This is a genomic window from Pseudomonas sp. RIT623 (assembly GCF_004519305.1).
Classification (GTDB): Bacteria; Pseudomonadota; Gammaproteobacteria; order Pseudomonadales; family Pseudomonadaceae; genus Aquipseudomonas.
This window is the reverse complement of record NZ_SOZA01000001.1, coordinates 189216-205676: the sequence shown is the minus strand read 5'-3', so window position 1 is coordinate 205676 and position 16461 is coordinate 189216. Positions and strand designations below refer to the sequence as shown.

The window sequence follows — 16461 nt, the reverse complement described above, 5'->3', positions numbered from 1 at the left end:
GTGGTAGGTGTTCAACGCACCCTGTGCCGGGTGACCCCGCATGCTCGCCAGTTCATCAACTGAGCGAGATCGCTTCATGTCCGCCAATAATCCTCTCCTGCAGCCCAGTGCCGTACCGATCAACTACAACGCGATAACCTTGGACAACGCCCGCGCGGCATTCACCCACGCAGTCGATGCCCATCGTGAGGGTATCGCCCGCCTCATCGACGACCAACGCGACCAACCCACCTGGGACGACCTGGTGCTGGCCGTGGATGCACTCGATGCGAGACTCATGGCCGTGATGATGGGGGTCTCGCCGTTGACCTACAGGGGGGATGACTGGATCGACCTGGTCAACGACTTCTATGGGCAACTGCTGACCCGCTTCGACGAGAAGCTGGCCAACAGCGAGCTTCAGGGCTTGTACCAACGTCTTGCCGACAGTCCGCAAGGCATGAACCTCGATGCCCATGAACGCGCGACCTTGAACTGGTACCGCGATGCCTTCGTGCTGCAAGGAGCGTCGCTCGATCAGGCAGGCAAGGCCAAGTTGGCCGCCTATCAGGCAGAGATCCTCGGTCTGGCCAGGCAGTTTGGCGAGAACATCTACCTGGCCGGCAACCTCATCACGGATAAAACACTATTGCCCGGGATCCCGGATCGGGTCTTGGCGGGGTTGGCGCAAAAGGCCAGGGCAGAGGGTAAGGACGGTTGGTTGATAGGCACCGACAAGGCCTCGACGCGCTTGATCCTTGAGCTGGCCAGCGACCGCGGGCTACGTGAGGCAACCTACCGCCGTCATCACCAGCGCGGGGTGGGAGGCGCTGGGCGCAAGGACAATGGCGCGCTGCTGCTGGAGCTGGCCCAGGCACGTGACAAGAAAGCCCGTTTGCTCGGCTTTGCCGATCACTCGACACTGAGCTTGAAGACCAAGAGCGCTGGCTCTCTTGCACAAGTACAGGCCTTTTTGCACGGGCTGGCGCAGCGAATTCGGCCCATCATGGTGCAGCGTCGCGCCGCCTTGAAAAATCTGGCGAGCGGGTTTGGCGTGGACAGTTTGCAACCTTGGGACCGGCACTATGTACAGCAGCTGGAGCGTCAGTCGGCGCAGTTGCCAAGCATGGATAGGTTCCGCGAGTACTTTACCCTGGCGAAGGTGATCGAGGCTTTGCAGACGCTGGTGCAACGGTTGTTCGGGGTACGCTTGGTGCGTGCCCCGGCGAAAATGGCCGTCTGGCAAGCGACTGTCGAGGCGTTCGAGGTCTGGCTCGATCATGCGTTGGTGGGTTATCTCTACGTGGATGCGCTGCAGTACCCAGGCAAGCGAGTCGACCAGGTTGAGACCCGCTATGTATATAACCGCCGCGTCGACCCTGAAGGCCAGTTCCATCCAGCGGTGGCCATGGTGTTCAGCGATATTGCGCAACCGCCTGCTGGTAGCCAGCCGCTGCTGGACCACCTGGCGCTGCGCAAGCTGTTTCATGAGTTTGGACATGCGCTGCATCATCTGCTGGTGCGCACCACCAACCACGTCAACTCGAACATCGGGGCGCTGGGAACCGACGGCGTGGAGGTGTTCGGTAAACTGTTCGAGCGTTGGGTCTGGGACGCGGGCTATCTGGCCGCAATTTCCGCGCACAAGGATCACGGCGGCAGCTTGCTCCAGGCCGAGCTTGAGCGCTTGCTGGAGAGTCTGCGCCGTGCGGAGCTCGACAAGGCCGCGGATGATCTTGCCCTGGCGTTGTTCGACCTGGATCTACATGCCACGCCGAACGATGGCAGAAGCCTGCGGCGCCGCTTGGAAGAAGCGCGTGCCCGCTGTGGCTACTGGCCGCTGGAGGCATACGAGCACCCAGCGCACAGCTTCGATTACCTGTTGAGTTATTACGATGCAGGCTACTACGCCTATGTCTGGTCGGATGTGCATGCGTTCGACCTGTTCTCGCGCTTTCAGGCCAATGGCCTGACAGATCGCAAAACGGGCCTGGCCCTGCAAACCGCCTTGCTCGACCCTGGGGCTGCACGTCCGTTGCGCGACGGGATGCGGATATTCCTGGGGCGTGAACCGAACGATGAGGCGTACCTGGCCTGGCATGGGTTGAACTGATCAAAGGCGCTGGAGGCATCGAAGTTATCGTTGTACTGTATTTATATACAGTTATGGTGTGATGTCATGATTCCTTCAGCGCCGCAAAAAGGCCGTGGTACGGTCCACAACCCGCACAATCGCTTCGCGCCGCGTCTGTCGGTGGTGGAGGACGATGGTTGGCACCAAGAGGTCCCGCCCACGCAGGGCACCGAAGTACGGATCGAGACGGCCAAAACCATCATCAGCCGCAACACTTCACCCGACCTGCCCTTCGACCGTTCGATCAATCCGTACCGTGGTTGCGAGCATGGCTGCATCTATTGCTACGCCCGCCCCAGCCATGCCTACTGGGACCTGTCTCCCGGCCTGGACTTCGAAACCAAGCTGATTGCCAAGACCAATGCCGCCGATGTGCTCGAGCAGCAACTGAGCAAGCCTGGCTATGTTTGCGCGCCGATCAACCTAGGCTCCAACACCGACCCCTACCAGCCCATCGAGCGCGAGCAGCAACTCACCCGGCGCCTGCTGGAGGTGCTGCTGCGCTACCGCCACCCGGTGACCATCGTCACCAAGGGCTCGCTGGTGCTGCGCGACCTCGACCTGCTGGCCGAGCTGGCCAGCCAGCGCCTGGCGCAGGTGATGATCAGCCTGACTACCCTCGACGACGAACTCAAGCGCACCCTGGAGCCACGGGCAGCGGCGCCCAAGGCGCGCCTTCGGGCGATCCGGGTATTGCGCGAGGCGGGCGTGCCGGTGGGCGTGCTTTGTTCGCCGATGATCCCGATGATCAATGACAGCGAGTTGGAGCATCTGCTGGAGGCAGCCAGGGAGGCCGGGGCGCAGAGTGCGGCGTACATGCTGTTGCGCCTGCCGCTGGAGGTGGCGCCGCTATTCGAGCAGTGGTTGCACGATCATTACCCGCAACGCGCCACCCATGTGCTGAGCCTGATTCGCCAAAGCCGTGGCGGCGAGCTGTACGACAGCCGGTTTGGGGCGCGTATGCGCGGTGAAGGCGTGTTTGCCGAACTGCTGGCGCAGCGCTTTGCCAAGGCTGCCAGGCGATTGGGGTTCGAAGGGCGCGAGCAGATGAGGCTCGATTGCAGCGCCTTCTGCCCGCCAGGCGGGCAGATGGCGTTGTTTTGATTTACGTCAGCGCCAGTTGGCGGCCAGCACCGCGCCGCTGCAACATCAGTGGGGTTAGGGTAAGCCGATAATTCTGCTCATGACCCTTGGCAACTGATGCTTTTTTGCTATTATCCAGATCCCGCCAAACCGCTCTAGGACGCCAGTTCCAGAGTTTTCGCAATTAAGTTTCAGTTAAGTTTCCTACGCTAGCGTAAGTCATCAGTCTGCAGCGACTGTGATTATTTACCCGTGCTTGTCATCTAAATCCCCGCGTCACTGCAATCTTTCCCCGGTAACATGGCATTCACTTTCAACAAACCGCCAAGAGGATGAATCATGCCCGTCAAGGACCCCTCCAAGGTCGTCCCGGCTGCGCCCGCCGAAAGCGCCGAAGCCGCCATGAAGCATATCGTCGACGGCTTCCTGCGGTTCCACACCGAAGTCTTCCCCGAGCAGCAGGAGCTGTTCAAGAAGCTGGCCACCGCGCAGAAGCCGCGTGCCATGTTCATCACCTGCGCCGACTCGCGCATCGTCCCCGAGCTGATTACCCAGAGCTCGCCGGGCGATCTGTTCGTCACCCGTAACGTCGGCAACGTCGTACCGCCTTATGGCCAGATGAACGGCGGTGTGTCGAGCGCCATCGAGTACGCGGTGCTGGCCCTGGGCGTGCACCACATCATCATTTGCGGCCACTCCGACTGCGGCGCCATGCGGGCGGTGCTCAACCCGCATTCGCTGGACAAGATGCCGACCGTCGCCGCCTGGCTGCGCCATGCCGAAGTCGCGCGCACGGTGATCGAGGACAACTGCTCCTGCGGTAGCGAGCACGAAAGCATGCAACTGCTGACCAAGGAAAACGTCATCGCCCAGCTGCATCACCTGCGCACCCATCCATCGGTGGCCTCGCGCCTGGCTGCCGGGCAGTTGCATATCCATGGCTGGATCTACGACATCGAAACCAGCCAGATCGAAGCCTACGATGCCGCCAGCGACCGCTTCCTGCCGCTGACGGCCGGCGAGTCGATCCCCTCCGCTACTCCGAGAGGCCGCTACTAAGCGACCCGAGCACGCTGCAACAACCTTGATTGCCGGCTGCACCCGATGGGTGCGGCGCGGCCTTCGCCTGCCTTGAATTTCCCTGGACACCCTGCCGGCAAGCTTGCTGGCGGCCCGCGCCTGCGCGCGATTCAGGGATCCCCGTGCCTGCGGCCAGAGGAATGGTCGTGAACTTGAGAAAGGAGCGTCATGGTGAACAAGACACAGATCAAAGCGGCATTGCCGCGCGAATTGCTGGCCTCGGTGGTGGTGTTTCTGGTCGCCCTGCCCTTGTGCATGGGCATCGCCATCGCCTCCGGCATGCCGCCGGCCAAGGGCCTGATCACCGGCATCATCGGCGGTATCGTGGTGGGTTTTCTGGCGGGCTCGCCGCTGCAGGTCAGCGGCCCGGCCGCAGGCCTGGCGGTGCTGGTGTTCGAGCTGGTGCGCCAGCACGGCGTGGCCATGCTTGGGCCGATCCTGTTGCTGGCTGGCCTGTTGCAACTGCTGGCCGGGCGCCTGCGCCTGGGCTGCTGGTTCCGGGTGACGGCGCCGGCGGTGGTGTACGGCATGCTCGCCGGTATCGGCGTGCTGATCGTGTTGTCCCAGGTGCATGTGATGCTCGACTCGGCGCCGCAACCTTCAGGTGTGGATAACCTGCTGGGTTTCCCTGCGACACTGGCCGCGGCCCTGCCGCTGGAAAGCACGGGCAATGGCTGGCAGGCCGGCGCCCTGGGCCTGGGTACCATCGCCATCATGTGGGGCTGGGAGCGTTGGCGACCGCAGCGGCTGCGGTTCGTGCCGGGGGCCTTGCTCGGAGTGGCGGCGATGACGGCCATCAGCCTGTGGCTGGCGCTGCCGGTCAACCGCGTGCAAGTGCCGGCCGACTTGTCCGAGGCCATCGACTGGCTGCGCCCGGACGACCTGCTCAAGCTGGCCGATCCGACGCTGCTGGTGGCCGCCTTCGCCCTGGCCTTCATCGCCAGCGCCGAGACCCTGTTGTCGGCGGCGGCAGTCGATCGCATGCACAGTGGCCAACGCTCGGACTTCGATCGTGAGCTGTCGGCACAGGGTATCGGCAACATGCTTTGTGGTGTGCTCGGTGCGCTGCCGATGACTGGGGTGATCGTGCGCAGCTCGGCCAACGTCCAGGCTGGTGCGCAGACCCGCGCCTCGGCGATCCTGCATGGCCTGTGGCTGCTGGCGTTCGTGGTGGTGCTGAGCAGCCTGCTGCAGCAGATTCCGGTGGCCAGCTTGGCCGGGGTGCTGGTCTATACCGGCGTGAAGCTGGTGGACTTCAAGGCGTTCCGTGGCCTGAGCCGTTATGGGCGGATGCCGATGTTCACCTATGCCGCCACGGCATTGGCGATTGTCTTCACCGACCTGTTGACGGGTGTGCTGCTGGGCTTTGCCCTCACCTTGCTGAAGCTGGCGTTCAAGGCGGCGCGGTTGAAGATCAACCTGGTGGCACTGGATGCGCCGGGGCACATGGAGCTGCGCCTGAGCGGGGCGGCGACGTTCCTCAAGGTGCCGGCGCTGACCCAGGTGCTAGAGAGCGTGCCAGAAGGGACGACGCTGCATGTGCCGTTGGGCAACCTGAGCTATATCGACCACTCCTGCCTGGAGTTGCTGGAGGACTGGGGGCGCAGTGGCGCGGCCAAGGGCGCGCGGCTGGTGCTGGAAGAGCGGCGGTTGAAGCGGCGGGTCGAGGGTAGGTTAAGGACAACCGCTGGCGTTGGGGTTTAGCCTGTCGCATTGCCGGGGCCGCTTTGCGGCCCTTTCGCGACACAAGGCCGCTCCTACAAGGGAACGCGATCTCTTGTAGGAGCGGCCTTGTGTCGCGAAAGGGCTGCGCAGCAGCCCCGGCGATATCGAATGTTCCTCAGGCCGATTGCCCCAACTCCACACCCAGCTGGCGCGACAGGCACGGCCAGCGCTTCCACGCCGCGCCGGTTTCCGGGCTCGACAGCTTGTCGCGGTAGGCCTCCACCGACTCCACGGCAAAGCTCTCCTCGCTGAGCATCTCGTCCACCGAATGATGTACCACCTCATCCAGCTGGTTGGCGAAGGTTTCCCCGATCAGCTGGTGGGCGATCAGGTTGGCGACGGTGGTATCCACCGGAATCAGCGGCTGCTGGAAGTGGCGGATATACAGGTCGTTGACCTCTTCGACCAGGCGATGCGCCAGGTAGGCCTCGTCCAACAGGCAATCCAGCCCGACCTGCCCGGTCATCACGCTTGGCGGCTGCAGGAAATAGGCCTCGGCAATCTTCAGCACCGGCTTGATCTGCGATTCGATGCCAGCCTCGAGGGCCACGGTGTGCGCGGCTTCGAGCAGTTCTGGAACCTCGTTGATGTAGGCGCCGACGAAGCGGGCCAAAGTACCCTGGGCGTCCTGCTGGGGTAGGTGGATCGAAGGGTGCAGGTGTGGCAGTTGCTTCTCGAGACGATTTTTCAGTTGGCCTGTGCGGCTCTCATGTTGATGGGCGTTTTCGATCTGCTCGCGTACAGCAGCGATGTTCATGACAACTCCAGGGACAAGGCGTTACAAACGGAAGACACTAAGTTAGCTTGCTTACGAGAATGGCTAAGACGCATTTGTTATATCGCTGAGACACGTGTAGGAAATTCGCTATATCACTATGCCATCATTGTGCCAGAGCCCAGTGTTCATGGGCCTTTCGGTGCAAACGTTTGGTTTCATGAAGTTGATTTCATGCCCTGCGTTGCGCGCCATTGGTCGGTGGCTATACTCCCGGTGAAACGTGATTCGTTGATGAGGCCCGACTGCCTTTAGCAGGGGGCTCGGTCGTCGAAGCCAGGCAGTCTTGGCCGCCGTTCCCCCCTTTGTCGTAGCAGGTCGTCCACGCCTCCGGGACTACAAGAACGATAAGGGGAACCCGCAATGATGCGACATCCACATGTCTGGATGGGCCTGTTGCTGTGGTCGGTATTCGGACAGGCACACGCCGCATGGACGGTGAACATGGCCCCCGGGGCGACGGACGTCTCCCACGCCGTGTTCGACCTGCACATGACCATCTTCTGGATCTGCGTGATCATCGGCATCGTGGTGTTCGGCGCGATGTTCTGGTCGATGGTCATCCACCGCCGCTCCACCGGCCAGCAGCCGGCGCACTTCCACGAGCACACCTGGGTCGAAATCCTCTGGACCGTGGTGCCCTTCCTGATCCTCGTGGCCATGGCCATCCCGGCGACCAAGACCCTGATCGACATCTACGACGCCAGCGAGTCGGACATCGATATCCAGGTCACCGGCTACCAATGGAAGTGGCACTACAAGTACCTGGGGCAGGACGTCGAGTTCTTCAGCAACCTGGCCACCCCCGCCGATCAAATTCACAACAAGGCGCCCAAGGACGAGCACTACCTGCTCGAAGTGGACCAGCCGCTGGTGTTGCCGGTGGGCGCCAAGGTGCGCTTTTTGGTGACCGCCGCCGACGTGATCCACTCCTGGTGGGTGCCGGCCTTCGCGGTCAAGCGTGATGCCATCCCCGGCTTCGTCAACGAGGCCTGGACGCGTATCGAGAAGCCCGGCATCTACCGCGGCCAGTGCACCGAACTGTGCGGCAAGGACCACGGCTTCATGCCGGTGGTGGTCGAGGTGAAGTCCAAGGCCGACTACGACGCCTGGCTCGGCGAGCGCAAGGCCGAGGCGGCCAAGCTCAAGGAACTGACCAGCAAGGAGTGGACCCTGCAGGAGCTGGTCGAGCGCGGTGACAAGGTCTACCACACCACCTGCGTGGCCTGTCACCAGGCCGAGGGCCAGGGCCTGCCGCCGATGTTCCCGGCGCTCAAGGGCTCGAAGATCGCCACCGGGCCGAAGGAAGGACACCTCAACATCGTCTTCCACGGCAAGCCTGGTACCGCCATGGCCGCCTTCGGCAAGCAGCTCTCGGAAGTCGATATCGCCGCCGTGGTCACCTACGAGCGCAACGCCTGGGGCAACAACAAGGGCGACATGGTCACGCCGAAGGACGTGCTGGCGCTCAAGCAGGCCGAAGGCCAATGAACCGGCTCACTCGCGGCAATCAACGGATTGCAGGAGACAGGACATGAGTGCAGTGATCGACGACCACGCCCCCGGCCATGAGCACGCCCACGGCCCGGCCAAGGGCCTGATGCGCTGGGTGCTGACCACCAACCACAAGGACATCGGCACGATGTACCTGTGGTTCGCCTTCACCATGTTCCTGCTCGGCGGCTCGTTCGCCATGGTGATACGCGCCGAGCTGTTCCAGCCCGGGTTGCAGATCGTGGAGCCGGCGTTCTTCAACCAGATGACCACCATGCACGGCTTGATCATGGTGTTTGGCGCGGTGATGCCGGCCTTCGTCGGGCTGGCCAACTGGATGATCCCGTTGATGATCGGCGCGCCCGACATGGCCCTGCCGCGGATGAACAACTTCAGTTTCTGGTTGTTGCCGGCGGCGTTCCTGTTGCTGGTCTCGACCCTGTTCAGCCCCGGTGGTGGGCCGAACTTCGGCTGGACCTTCTATGCCCCGTTGTCGACCACCTACGCCCCGGCCAGCGTGACCTTCTTCATCTTCGCCATCCACCTGATGGGCATCAGCTCGATCATGGGCGCGATCAACGTGATCGCCACCATCCTCAACCTGCGCGCCCCCGGCATGACTCTGATGAAAATGCCGCTGTTCGTCTGGACCTGGCTGATCACCGCGTTCCTGCTGATCGCGGTGATGCCGGTGCTGGCCGGCGTGGTGACCATGATGCTGATGGACATCCATTTCGGCACCAGCTTCTTCAGTGCCGCCGGCGGCGGCGACCCGGTGTTGTTCCAGCATGTGTTCTGGTTCTTCGGCCACCCCGAGGTGTACATCATGATCCTGCCGGCCTTCGGCGCGGTCAGTTCGATCATCCCGGCGTTCTCGCGCAAGCCGCTGTTCGGCTACACCTCGATGGTCTACGCCACCGGGGCGATTGCCTTCCTGTCGTTCATCGTCTGGGCCCACCACATGTTCGTGGTCGGCATCCCAGTGGTGGGCGAGCTGTTCTTCATGTACGCCACCATGCTGATCGCGGTGCCCACCGGGGTGAAGGTGTTCAACTGGGTCAGCACCATGTGGGAAGGCTCGCTGACCTTCGAGACGCCGATGCTGTTCGCCATCGCCTTCGTCATCCTGTTCACCATCGGGGGCTTCTCCGGGCTGATGTTGGCCATTGCCCCGGCCGACTTCCAGTACCACGACACTTACTTCGTGGTGGCGCACTTCCACTATGTGCTGGTGCCCGGAGCGATCTTCGGCATCTTCGCCTCGGCCTACTACTGGCTGCCGAAGTGGACCGGGCACATGTATGACGAAACACTGGGCAAGCTGCACTTCTGGCTGTCGTTCATCGGCATGAACCTGGCCTTCTTCCCCATGCACTTCGTCGGCCTGGCTGGCATGCCCCGGCGTATCCCCGACTACAACCTGCAGTTCGCCGACTTCAACATGGTCTCGTCGATAGGCGCCTTTATGTTCGGCGCCACGCAGATCTTCTTCCTGTTCATCGTCATCAAGTGCATCCGCGGTGGTGCGCCGGCACCGGCCAAGCCTTGGGACGGCGCCGAGGGGCTGGAGTGGTCGATCCCTTCACCTGCCCCTTACCACACCTTCCAGACGCCGCCTGAAGTGAAGTAGGAGTCTGCCCATGGACGGCTTGTCGCTCAAACGCCTGGTCAGCCGCCTGCTGATGCTGACGGTGGTGATGTTCGCCTTCGGCTTTGCCTTGGTGCCGATCTACGACGTGATGTGCAAGGCCTTCGGCATCAATGGCAAAACCGGCGGGCAGTACGCCGGCACCCAGGTGAGCGACCCGACCCGTTCGGTGCGGGTGCAGTTCATGTCGACCAATGCCGGCGACATGAGCTGGGAGTTCCACTCCACCGCCGACCAGATCGAGGTCAACCCGGGGGCGGTGAACCAGATGATCTTCGTGGCCCGCAACCCGACCAACCAGCCCATGAGCGCCCAGGCCATCCCCAGCATCACTCCCGCCGAGGCCGCAGCGTACTTCCACAAGACCGAGTGCTTCTGTTTCACCCAGCAGGTCCTGCAGCCCGGTGAGCGCATCGAGATGCCGGTGCGCTTCATCGTCGACCGCGACCTGCCGGAGTCGGTGAAACACCTGACCCTGGCCTACACCCTGTTCGACATCACCGCTCGCCACCCCCCGGTCGCCCACGCCGCGACCGAGGGCGCCCGCTGAGGGAAGGAGATACATCATGGCAAGCCACGAGCATTACTACGTACCGGCGCAGAGCAAGTGGCCGATCATTGCCACGATCGGCATGTTCATCACGGTGTTCGGGCTCGGCACCTGGTTCAACGACCTCAAGGCCGGCCACCCGGAGTCCCACGGGCCGCTGATTTTCTTCGTCGGCGCGCTGTTCCTGGCCTACATGCTGTTCGGCTGGTTCGGCGCGGTGGTCAAGGAAAGCCACGCCGGGCTCTACAGTGCGCAGATGGACCGCTCGTTCCGCTGGGGCATGAGCTGGTTCATCTTCTCCGAGGTGATGTTCTTCCTGGCCTTCTTCGGCGCGCTGTTCTACGTGCGGGTGCTGGCCGGGCCGTGGCTGGGGGGCGATGGGGCCAAGGGCGTGACGCACATGCTCTGGCCCAACTTCGAGTTCGTCTGGCCGTTGTTGCACACACCCGACCCGAAGCTGTTCCCGCCACCTAAGGAAGTCATCGATCCGTGGCACCTGCCGCTGATCAATACCATCCTGCTGGTGAGTTCCAGCGTCACCGTGACCATCGCCCACCACGCCCTGCGCAAGGGGCACCGTGGCGCGCTGAAACTGTGGCTGGGGCTGACCATCCTGCTGGGGATCGGGTTTCTCGTGCTGCAGGCCTACGAGTACCACGAGGCCTACAACAAACTCGGGCTGACCTTGGGTTCGGGCATCTACGGCGCGACGTTCTTCATGCTTACCGGGTTCCACGGCGCGCACGTGACCTTGGGCACGTTGATCCTGTTCGTGATGTTCTGCCGGGTGCTGCGCGGGCACTTCGACCCGGACAAGCACTTCGGTTTCGAGGCGGCGAGCTGGTACTGGCACTTCGTCGATGTGGTGTGGGTAGGGTTGTTCATCTTTGTCTATGTGCTCTGAAAGGCGGCAAGGCCGCTCCTACAGGGACCGAGGTAATTCAGAACGGCGCGTGGGAGACCAACTGCCCGCTGATGAAGCCCCAGGCCACCAGGGCGATGGTCAGGGTGGCGAGGGCGACGCGCACGGTAAGGGCCTTGAGCAGGCGGGTCGACTGGTCGTCGTCCTTGACCAGGAATACCAGGCCACTGAACAGGCTGGCGATGGTGGCCAGCAGCATCAGGACAATTGCGGCCTTGAGCATGGCGACACTCCGGGGGATGCGGTGATGGATACAAGTATAGCGCTCGACCTCACGAGGCCCTGGTGAAGCCGTTTCGCCCAGGCCTGGTACCGACCCTGGTGGTGCTTGCGCTGCTGCCGGGGTTGATCGCGCTCGGCTGCTGGCAACTGCGGCGCGCCGACGAAAAGCGTGACCTGCTGGCCACCTACACCGAGCGCCAGATCGAGGCGCCGGTCACTGCTGACCGGTTGCGCCAGCTGCCGGACCCAGCGTTCTACCCCGTGCACCTGTATGGTCGGTTCGATGCCGGTCACAGCCTGTTGCTGGACAACCAGATGCGCGACGGCAAGGCCGGCGTCGAGCTGCTGCAGCCCTTCCACGACCAGGCCAGCGGCATGTGGTTGCTGGTCAATCGCGGCTGGCTGGCGTGGCCCGACCGTCGCGTGCCGGTGCCCTTCGACACGCCGAGCCAGGCGCTGGCGCTGGACGCCACGGTCTACGTGCCGCCGGGCAAGACCTTCCAACTGCACCCGGACAACCCCGACGGCCAGTGGCCGCAACTGCTGACGGCAATCGAACCGGCCGGGCTCTGGCAGCAGCTGGGCCGTGAGGGCTTTGCCCAGGAACTACGCCTGCAGCCAGGCCCTGGTGCCTACCGCCTGGACTGGCCGGTGGTCGCCATGGGCCCGGAAAAGCACCAGGGCTACGCCGTGCAATGGTTCGCCCTGGCCAGCGCGCTGGTCCTGCTCTACCTGTATTTCGGCTGGCATCACAACGACAAGGAGAACCGCCATGGCCGCCGCCACCAGTCCACTGGACGTGCCTGACCGCCGCAAGCCCCGCGGGCGCCTGCAACTGCTGTTGATCCTGTTCGTCGTGCTCGGGCCGATGATCCTTGCCACCAGCATGTACAAGCTCAAGTTCTGGGTACCGGAAGGTCGCAGTTATCACGGTGTGATGATCGGCAATGGCGAGGGCCGGGCGGATATCGGCATCGATGCCCAGGACGAGCGTTGGCAACTGCTGGTCAGCGTCCCAGGAGCCTGTGTCGAGGAATGCCAGCAACTGGTGTACCTGGCCCGGCAGATCCAGGTCGGCCTGGGCCGCGACGCCGGCCGCGCCAGCCATGCCCTGGCGGCGGCCCAGCCGCTGGCCGCCGACTACCAGGCGCTGCTGGGCCGTGAGTACCCGCAGTTGCAACGCTATCCGCTGGACGCCCAGCGCTATATCCAGAAGGTGGGCGACACTGCCCCGCAACTGTGGATCGTCGATCCCCACGGCAACCTGGTGCTGCGCTACGACGCCAAGGTCAAGGGCAAGCATGTGCTGGACGACCTGCGTCACCTGCTCAAGCTTTCCAACATCGGCTAGGAGGCTGCCATGGCCAGACCCGGATTCCGCCTTGCTGTGTTCGCCACGCTGCTGGCGCTGCTGGTCGTGCTGCTCGGCGCCTACACTCGGCTGACTCACGCCGGTCTTGGCTGCCCCGACTGGCCGGGGTGCTACGGCTTCATCAGCGTGCCCAAGACCGATGCCCAACTGGCCCATGCCGAGCTGCACTTCCCTGAGCACCCGGTGGAAGAAGCCAAGGGCTGGGCGGAGATGGTCCATCGCTATTTCGCCGGCACCCTGGCGCTGGTGATCGCGCTGCTTGCCTTCCAGGCTGTACGCCGGCATGCCCATGACGGCCAGCCCTATCGCCTGCCGGTGTTGCTGCTGGGGGTGGTGCTGGCCCAGGCGGCGTTCGGCATGTGGACCGTGACACTGAAACTATGGCCCCAGGTGGTGACCGCGCACCTGCTTGGCGGGTTCACCACGGTGAGCCTGCTTTTCCTGCTATCCCTGCGTCTATCTCGGGCCTTTGCGCCCTTGCCGAAACTGCCGCTGAGCCTGCGGCGGATCGCCGCGCTGGCGCTGCTGGTGGTGATCGGCCAGATCGCCCTGGGGGGTTGGGTCAGCGCCAACTACGCGGCGGTGGCCTGCATCGACCTACCCACTTGCCATGGCCAGTGGTGGCCAGCGGCGGACTTCAGCAACGGCTTCCACCTGACCCAGCATGTCGGCCCCAATTACCTGGGCGGGCAACTGGACAGCGATGCGCGTACGGCCATCCATGTCAGCCACCGGCTCGGCGCAATGCTGGTGCTGGCGGTTCTATCGATGCTCGGCTGGAAGCTGCACCGCCATGGCCTGAGCGGCCTGGCGCGCCTGGTATTGCTGGCACTGGCGTTGCAGCTGGGCCTGGGCATCAGCAATGTATTGTTCCACCTGCCACTGGGCGTGGCCGTTGCCCACAACGCCGGCGGGGTGCTGCTGCTGCTGACCATGGTGCTGGTGAACTACCGCATCCGCGTGGCTGACAAGGTGCGCGTGGGCCATGGCTGGCGCCTGCGGCCGATCACCAGCGTGGGCATTTCCCATCACATGAGGAACGACTCGTGGCGACGCTTCTGAGCACGGATAGCCCACGCGCCGGTTGGCGCGACTACATGGAGCTGACCAAACCCAAGGTGGTGGTGCTGATGCTGATCACCTCGCTGGTGGGCATGTTCCTCGCCACCCGCGCGGGCGTGGCCTGGAGCGTGCTGCTGTTCGGCAACCTCGGCATCGCCTTGTGCGCGGGGGGCGCGGCGGCGGTCAACCACGTGCTGGACCGGCGCATCGACGCGCTGATGGCCCGCACCCACAAGCGCCCGCTGGCCCAGGGCCGGGTCGCGCCACTACCGGCGTTGCTGTTCGCCCTGCTGCTGGCCTTGGCGGGGATGGGCCTGCTGCTGGTGTTCACCAACCCCCTCACCGCCTGGCTGACGCTGGCCTCGCTGTTGGGCTATGCGCTGCTCTACACCGGCTATCTCAAGCGTGCCACGCCGCAGAACATCGTGATTGGCGGCCTGGCCGGTGCGGCCCCACCATTGCTCGGCTGGGTGGCGGTGAGCGGTCATGTGAGCGCCGAACCACTGCTGCTGGTGCTGATCATCTTCGCCTGGACCCCGCCGCACTTCTGGGCCCTGGCCATCCACCGCAAGGCCGAGTACGCCAAGGCCGATATTCCCATGCTGCCGGTGACCCATGGCGAGCGCTACACCGCCCTGCATATCCTGCTGTACACCTTGATTCTGCTGGCCGTGAGCCTGCTGCCGTATGCCATCCACATGAGCGGCCCGCTCTACCTTGCCTGTGCCCTGGGGTTGGGCCTGCGCTTCCTGCAGTGGGCCTGGGTGTTGTACCGTGGCACCCGGCCGCACGCGGCGATCGGCACGTTCAAGTACTCTATCGGCTACCTGTTCGCCCTGTTCATCGCGCTGCTCGTTGACCACTACTTGTTGCTGAACCTATGACCCGAACCCAGAAAACCGTCTTCATCCTCGTTGCCCTGGTCGCGCTGATCATGGGCCTGACCGTCAACAAGGTGCTCAACGACCGCGGTCAGTTGAACCCCACCGAACTGATCGACGCCGGCATCATCCTGCTGCCGCAGAGCCGCAGCGTGCCGGACGTGAGCATGACCGACCAGAACGGCCAGCCGCTGGTGCTGGACCAGCTCAAGGGCAAGTGGTCGTTGCTGTTCTTCGGCTACACCTACTGCCCGGACATCTGCCCGACCACCCTCGCCCAGCTGCGCCAGGTGAAGAGCGAGCTGCCCAAGGAGGCGCTGGAGCGTCTGCAGGTGGTGCTGGTGAGCGTCGACCCGAACCGCGACACGCCGAACCAGCTCAAGCAGTACCTGGGCTATTTCGACAAGGATTTCCTCGGGGTGGCGGGGTCGATCGAGGATACCCAGAAGCTGGCCAATGCCTTGAGCATCCCGTTCATTCCGGCCGATACCAGCAAGCCTGGGTATACCGTGGATCACAGCGGCAATCTGGCCATCGTCGGGCCGGACGGGCGTCAGCGTGGGTTCATTCGTGCGCCGTTCAACAACCAGAAGCTGGTGGCGCAGTTGCCAGGGCTGGTCAAGCGCGATTGACATCGCTAGGTCTGCTTCGCAGGCCGCTCCTACAGGCAAGCGCATTGCCTCTGTAGGAGCGGCCTTGTGTCGCGATGGGCCGCAAAGCGGCCCCGGGGATGTCAGCTTAGAATGCTGGCACCACGGCGCCCTTGTACTTCTCGGTGATGAACTGCTTCACCTCAGGCGAGTGCAGGGCCTGTACCAGCTTCTTCACCGCGTCCGCGTCCTTGTTGTCCTCGCGGGTCACCAGGATGTTCACGTACGGAGAGTCCTTGCCTTCGATGGCCAGGGCATCTTTTTCCGGGTTGAGCTTGGCTTCCAGCGCGTAGTTGGTGTTGATCAGGGCGGCATCGACCTGGGTCAGCACGCGCGGGATGGTGGCCGCTTCCAGTTCGCGGAACTTCAAGCCTTTCGGGTTCTCGGCGATATCCTTGATGGTCGACAGGATGTTCGTGTTGTCCTTGAGCTTGATCACCCCGGCCTTGTCCAGCAGCAGCAGGGCGCGGCCGCCGTTGGTGGCGTCGTTGGGAATGACCACGGCGGCGCCGGAAGGCAGTTCGTCGAGCTGCTTGACCTTGGTCGAGTACACGCCCAGCGGCTCGATGTGCACGCCGGCGACGCTTACCAGGTGAGTACCCTTGGCCTTGTTGAACTCATCGAGGTACGGCTGGTGCTGGAAGAAGTTGGCGTCCAGGCGCTTTTCCGACACCTGCACGTTCGGCTGGATGTAGTCGGTGAACTCCTTGACCTTCAGCTCCACGCCTTCCTTCGCCAGCTGTGGCTTGACGAAGTTGAGGATCTCGGCGTGCGGCACCGGGGTGGCGGCGACGGTCAGGGTCTCGGCGTTGGCCGAGAAGGCCGCGACGGCGGCGACAACAGCAAGCAGCTTCTTCATTGATCACTCCTTGTGAGGGCCGCGA

At 63.5% G+C, this 16461-nt stretch carries 16 protein-coding genes; 13 read left to right on the top strand and 3 right to left on the bottom strand.

From position 1 onward, the window contains the following. Positions 1 to 76: 76 nt before the first annotated feature. From E3U47_RS00950 to E3U47_RS00935, 4 genes are all read left to right on the top strand, one after another. A complete protein-coding gene (locus E3U47_RS00950) occupies positions 77 to 2092 on the top strand; it encodes a M3 family metallopeptidase (RefSeq protein ID WP_134689071.1) in 2016 nt (671 codons plus the stop codon). Positions 2093 to 2158: 66 nt separating this feature from the next. Continuing rightward, positions 2159 to 3217 (top strand): PA0069 family radical SAM protein, encoded by a 1059-nt coding sequence (locus tag E3U47_RS00945; RefSeq protein WP_134689070.1) that lies wholly within the window; start codon positions 2159 to 2161, stop codon positions 3215 to 3217. A gap of 318 nt (positions 3218 to 3535) precedes the next feature. Beyond that, on the top strand, positions 3536 to 4255 hold the full coding sequence (locus E3U47_RS00940; RefSeq protein ID WP_134689069.1) for a carbonic anhydrase: 720 nt from the start codon (positions 3536 to 3538) through the stop codon (positions 4253 to 4255). Positions 4256 to 4444: 189 nt separating this feature from the next. After that, positions 4445 to 5980 (top strand): SulP family inorganic anion transporter, encoded by a 1536-nt coding sequence (locus E3U47_RS00935; RefSeq protein WP_167659416.1) that lies wholly within the window; start codon positions 4445 to 4447, stop codon positions 5978 to 5980. 136 nt (positions 5981 to 6116) lie between these two features. On the opposite strand, the gene E3U47_RS00930 is transcribed toward E3U47_RS00935, so the two are convergent. Further along, positions 6117 to 6758, bottom strand: coding sequence for a hypothetical protein (locus tag E3U47_RS00930; protein WP_134689067.1), 642 nt, complete (start codon positions 6756 to 6758; stop codon positions 6117 to 6119). A gap of 381 nt (positions 6759 to 7139) precedes the next feature. On the opposite strand from E3U47_RS00930, the gene coxB reads away from it, so the two are divergent. Genes coxB through E3U47_RS00910 form a run of 4 tightly spaced genes read left to right on the top strand, consistent with a single transcriptional unit; the run spans position 7140 to position 11372 of the window. Then, entirely contained in the window at positions 7140 to 8267 is a 1128-nt protein-coding gene (gene coxB, locus E3U47_RS00925) for a cytochrome c oxidase subunit II (protein WP_134689066.1), read from the top strand. 43 nt (positions 8268 to 8310) lie between these two features. Next, on the top strand, positions 8311 to 9900 hold the full coding sequence (gene ctaD / locus E3U47_RS00920) for a cytochrome c oxidase subunit I (RefSeq protein ID WP_134689065.1): 1590 nt from the start codon (positions 8311 to 8313) through the stop codon (positions 9898 to 9900). A gap of 10 nt (positions 9901 to 9910) precedes the next feature. Further along, complete coding sequence (locus E3U47_RS00915; protein ID WP_038707108.1) at positions 9911 to 10468, top strand: cytochrome c oxidase assembly protein; 558 nt, start codon at positions 9911 to 9913, stop codon at positions 10466 to 10468. A 16-nt stretch (positions 10469 to 10484) separates the two neighbouring features. After that, positions 10485 to 11372, top strand: coding sequence for a cytochrome c oxidase subunit 3 (locus E3U47_RS00910; protein WP_134689064.1), 888 nt, complete (start codon positions 10485 to 10487; stop codon positions 11370 to 11372). Between the two features lie 37 nt (positions 11373 to 11409). Here the strand turns inward: E3U47_RS00910 and E3U47_RS00905 are convergent, their stop codons facing one another. Further along, positions 11410 to 11613: a twin transmembrane helix small protein gene (locus E3U47_RS00905; protein WP_028688692.1), complete on the bottom strand. Its 204-nt coding sequence runs from the start codon at positions 11611 to 11613 to the stop codon at positions 11410 to 11412. 62 nt (positions 11614 to 11675) lie between these two features. On the opposite strand from E3U47_RS00905, the gene E3U47_RS00900 reads away from it, so the two are divergent. The 5 genes from E3U47_RS00900 to E3U47_RS00880 are packed head-to-tail and all read left to right on the top strand — an operon-like array spanning position 11676 to position 15559. Then, positions 11676 to 12419, top strand: coding sequence for an SURF1 family protein (locus E3U47_RS00900; protein WP_134689063.1), 744 nt, complete (start codon positions 11676 to 11678; stop codon positions 12417 to 12419). Continuing rightward, positions 12385 to 12963 carry a hypothetical protein gene (locus E3U47_RS00895; RefSeq protein ID WP_134689062.1) on the top strand — a complete coding sequence of 193 codons (579 nt, stop codon included), beginning with the start codon at positions 12385 to 12387 and terminating at the stop codon, positions 12961 to 12963. Before E3U47_RS00900 ends, E3U47_RS00895 begins: the two co-directional genes overlap by 35 nt. Before the next feature lie 9 nt (positions 12964 to 12972). Continuing rightward, a complete protein-coding gene (locus E3U47_RS00890) occupies positions 12973 to 14046 on the top strand; it encodes a heme A synthase (RefSeq protein WP_134689061.1) in 1074 nt (357 codons plus the stop codon). After that, on the top strand, positions 14031 to 14930 hold the full coding sequence (cyoE, locus tag E3U47_RS00885; RefSeq protein ID WP_134689060.1) for a heme o synthase: 900 nt from the start codon (positions 14031 to 14033) through the stop codon (positions 14928 to 14930). Before E3U47_RS00890 ends, cyoE begins: the two co-directional genes overlap by 16 nt. Then, positions 14927 to 15559 (top strand): SCO family protein, encoded by a 633-nt coding sequence (locus E3U47_RS00880; RefSeq protein WP_134689059.1) that lies wholly within the window; start codon positions 14927 to 14929, stop codon positions 15557 to 15559. Before cyoE ends, E3U47_RS00880 begins: the two co-directional genes overlap by 4 nt. A gap of 106 nt (positions 15560 to 15665) precedes the next feature. Here the strand turns inward: E3U47_RS00880 and E3U47_RS00875 are convergent, their stop codons facing one another. Further along, on the bottom strand, positions 15666 to 16436 hold the full coding sequence (locus tag E3U47_RS00875; RefSeq protein ID WP_134689058.1) for a MetQ/NlpA family ABC transporter substrate-binding protein: 771 nt from the start codon (positions 16434 to 16436) through the stop codon (positions 15666 to 15668). Positions 16437 to 16461: the final 25 nt, after the last annotated feature.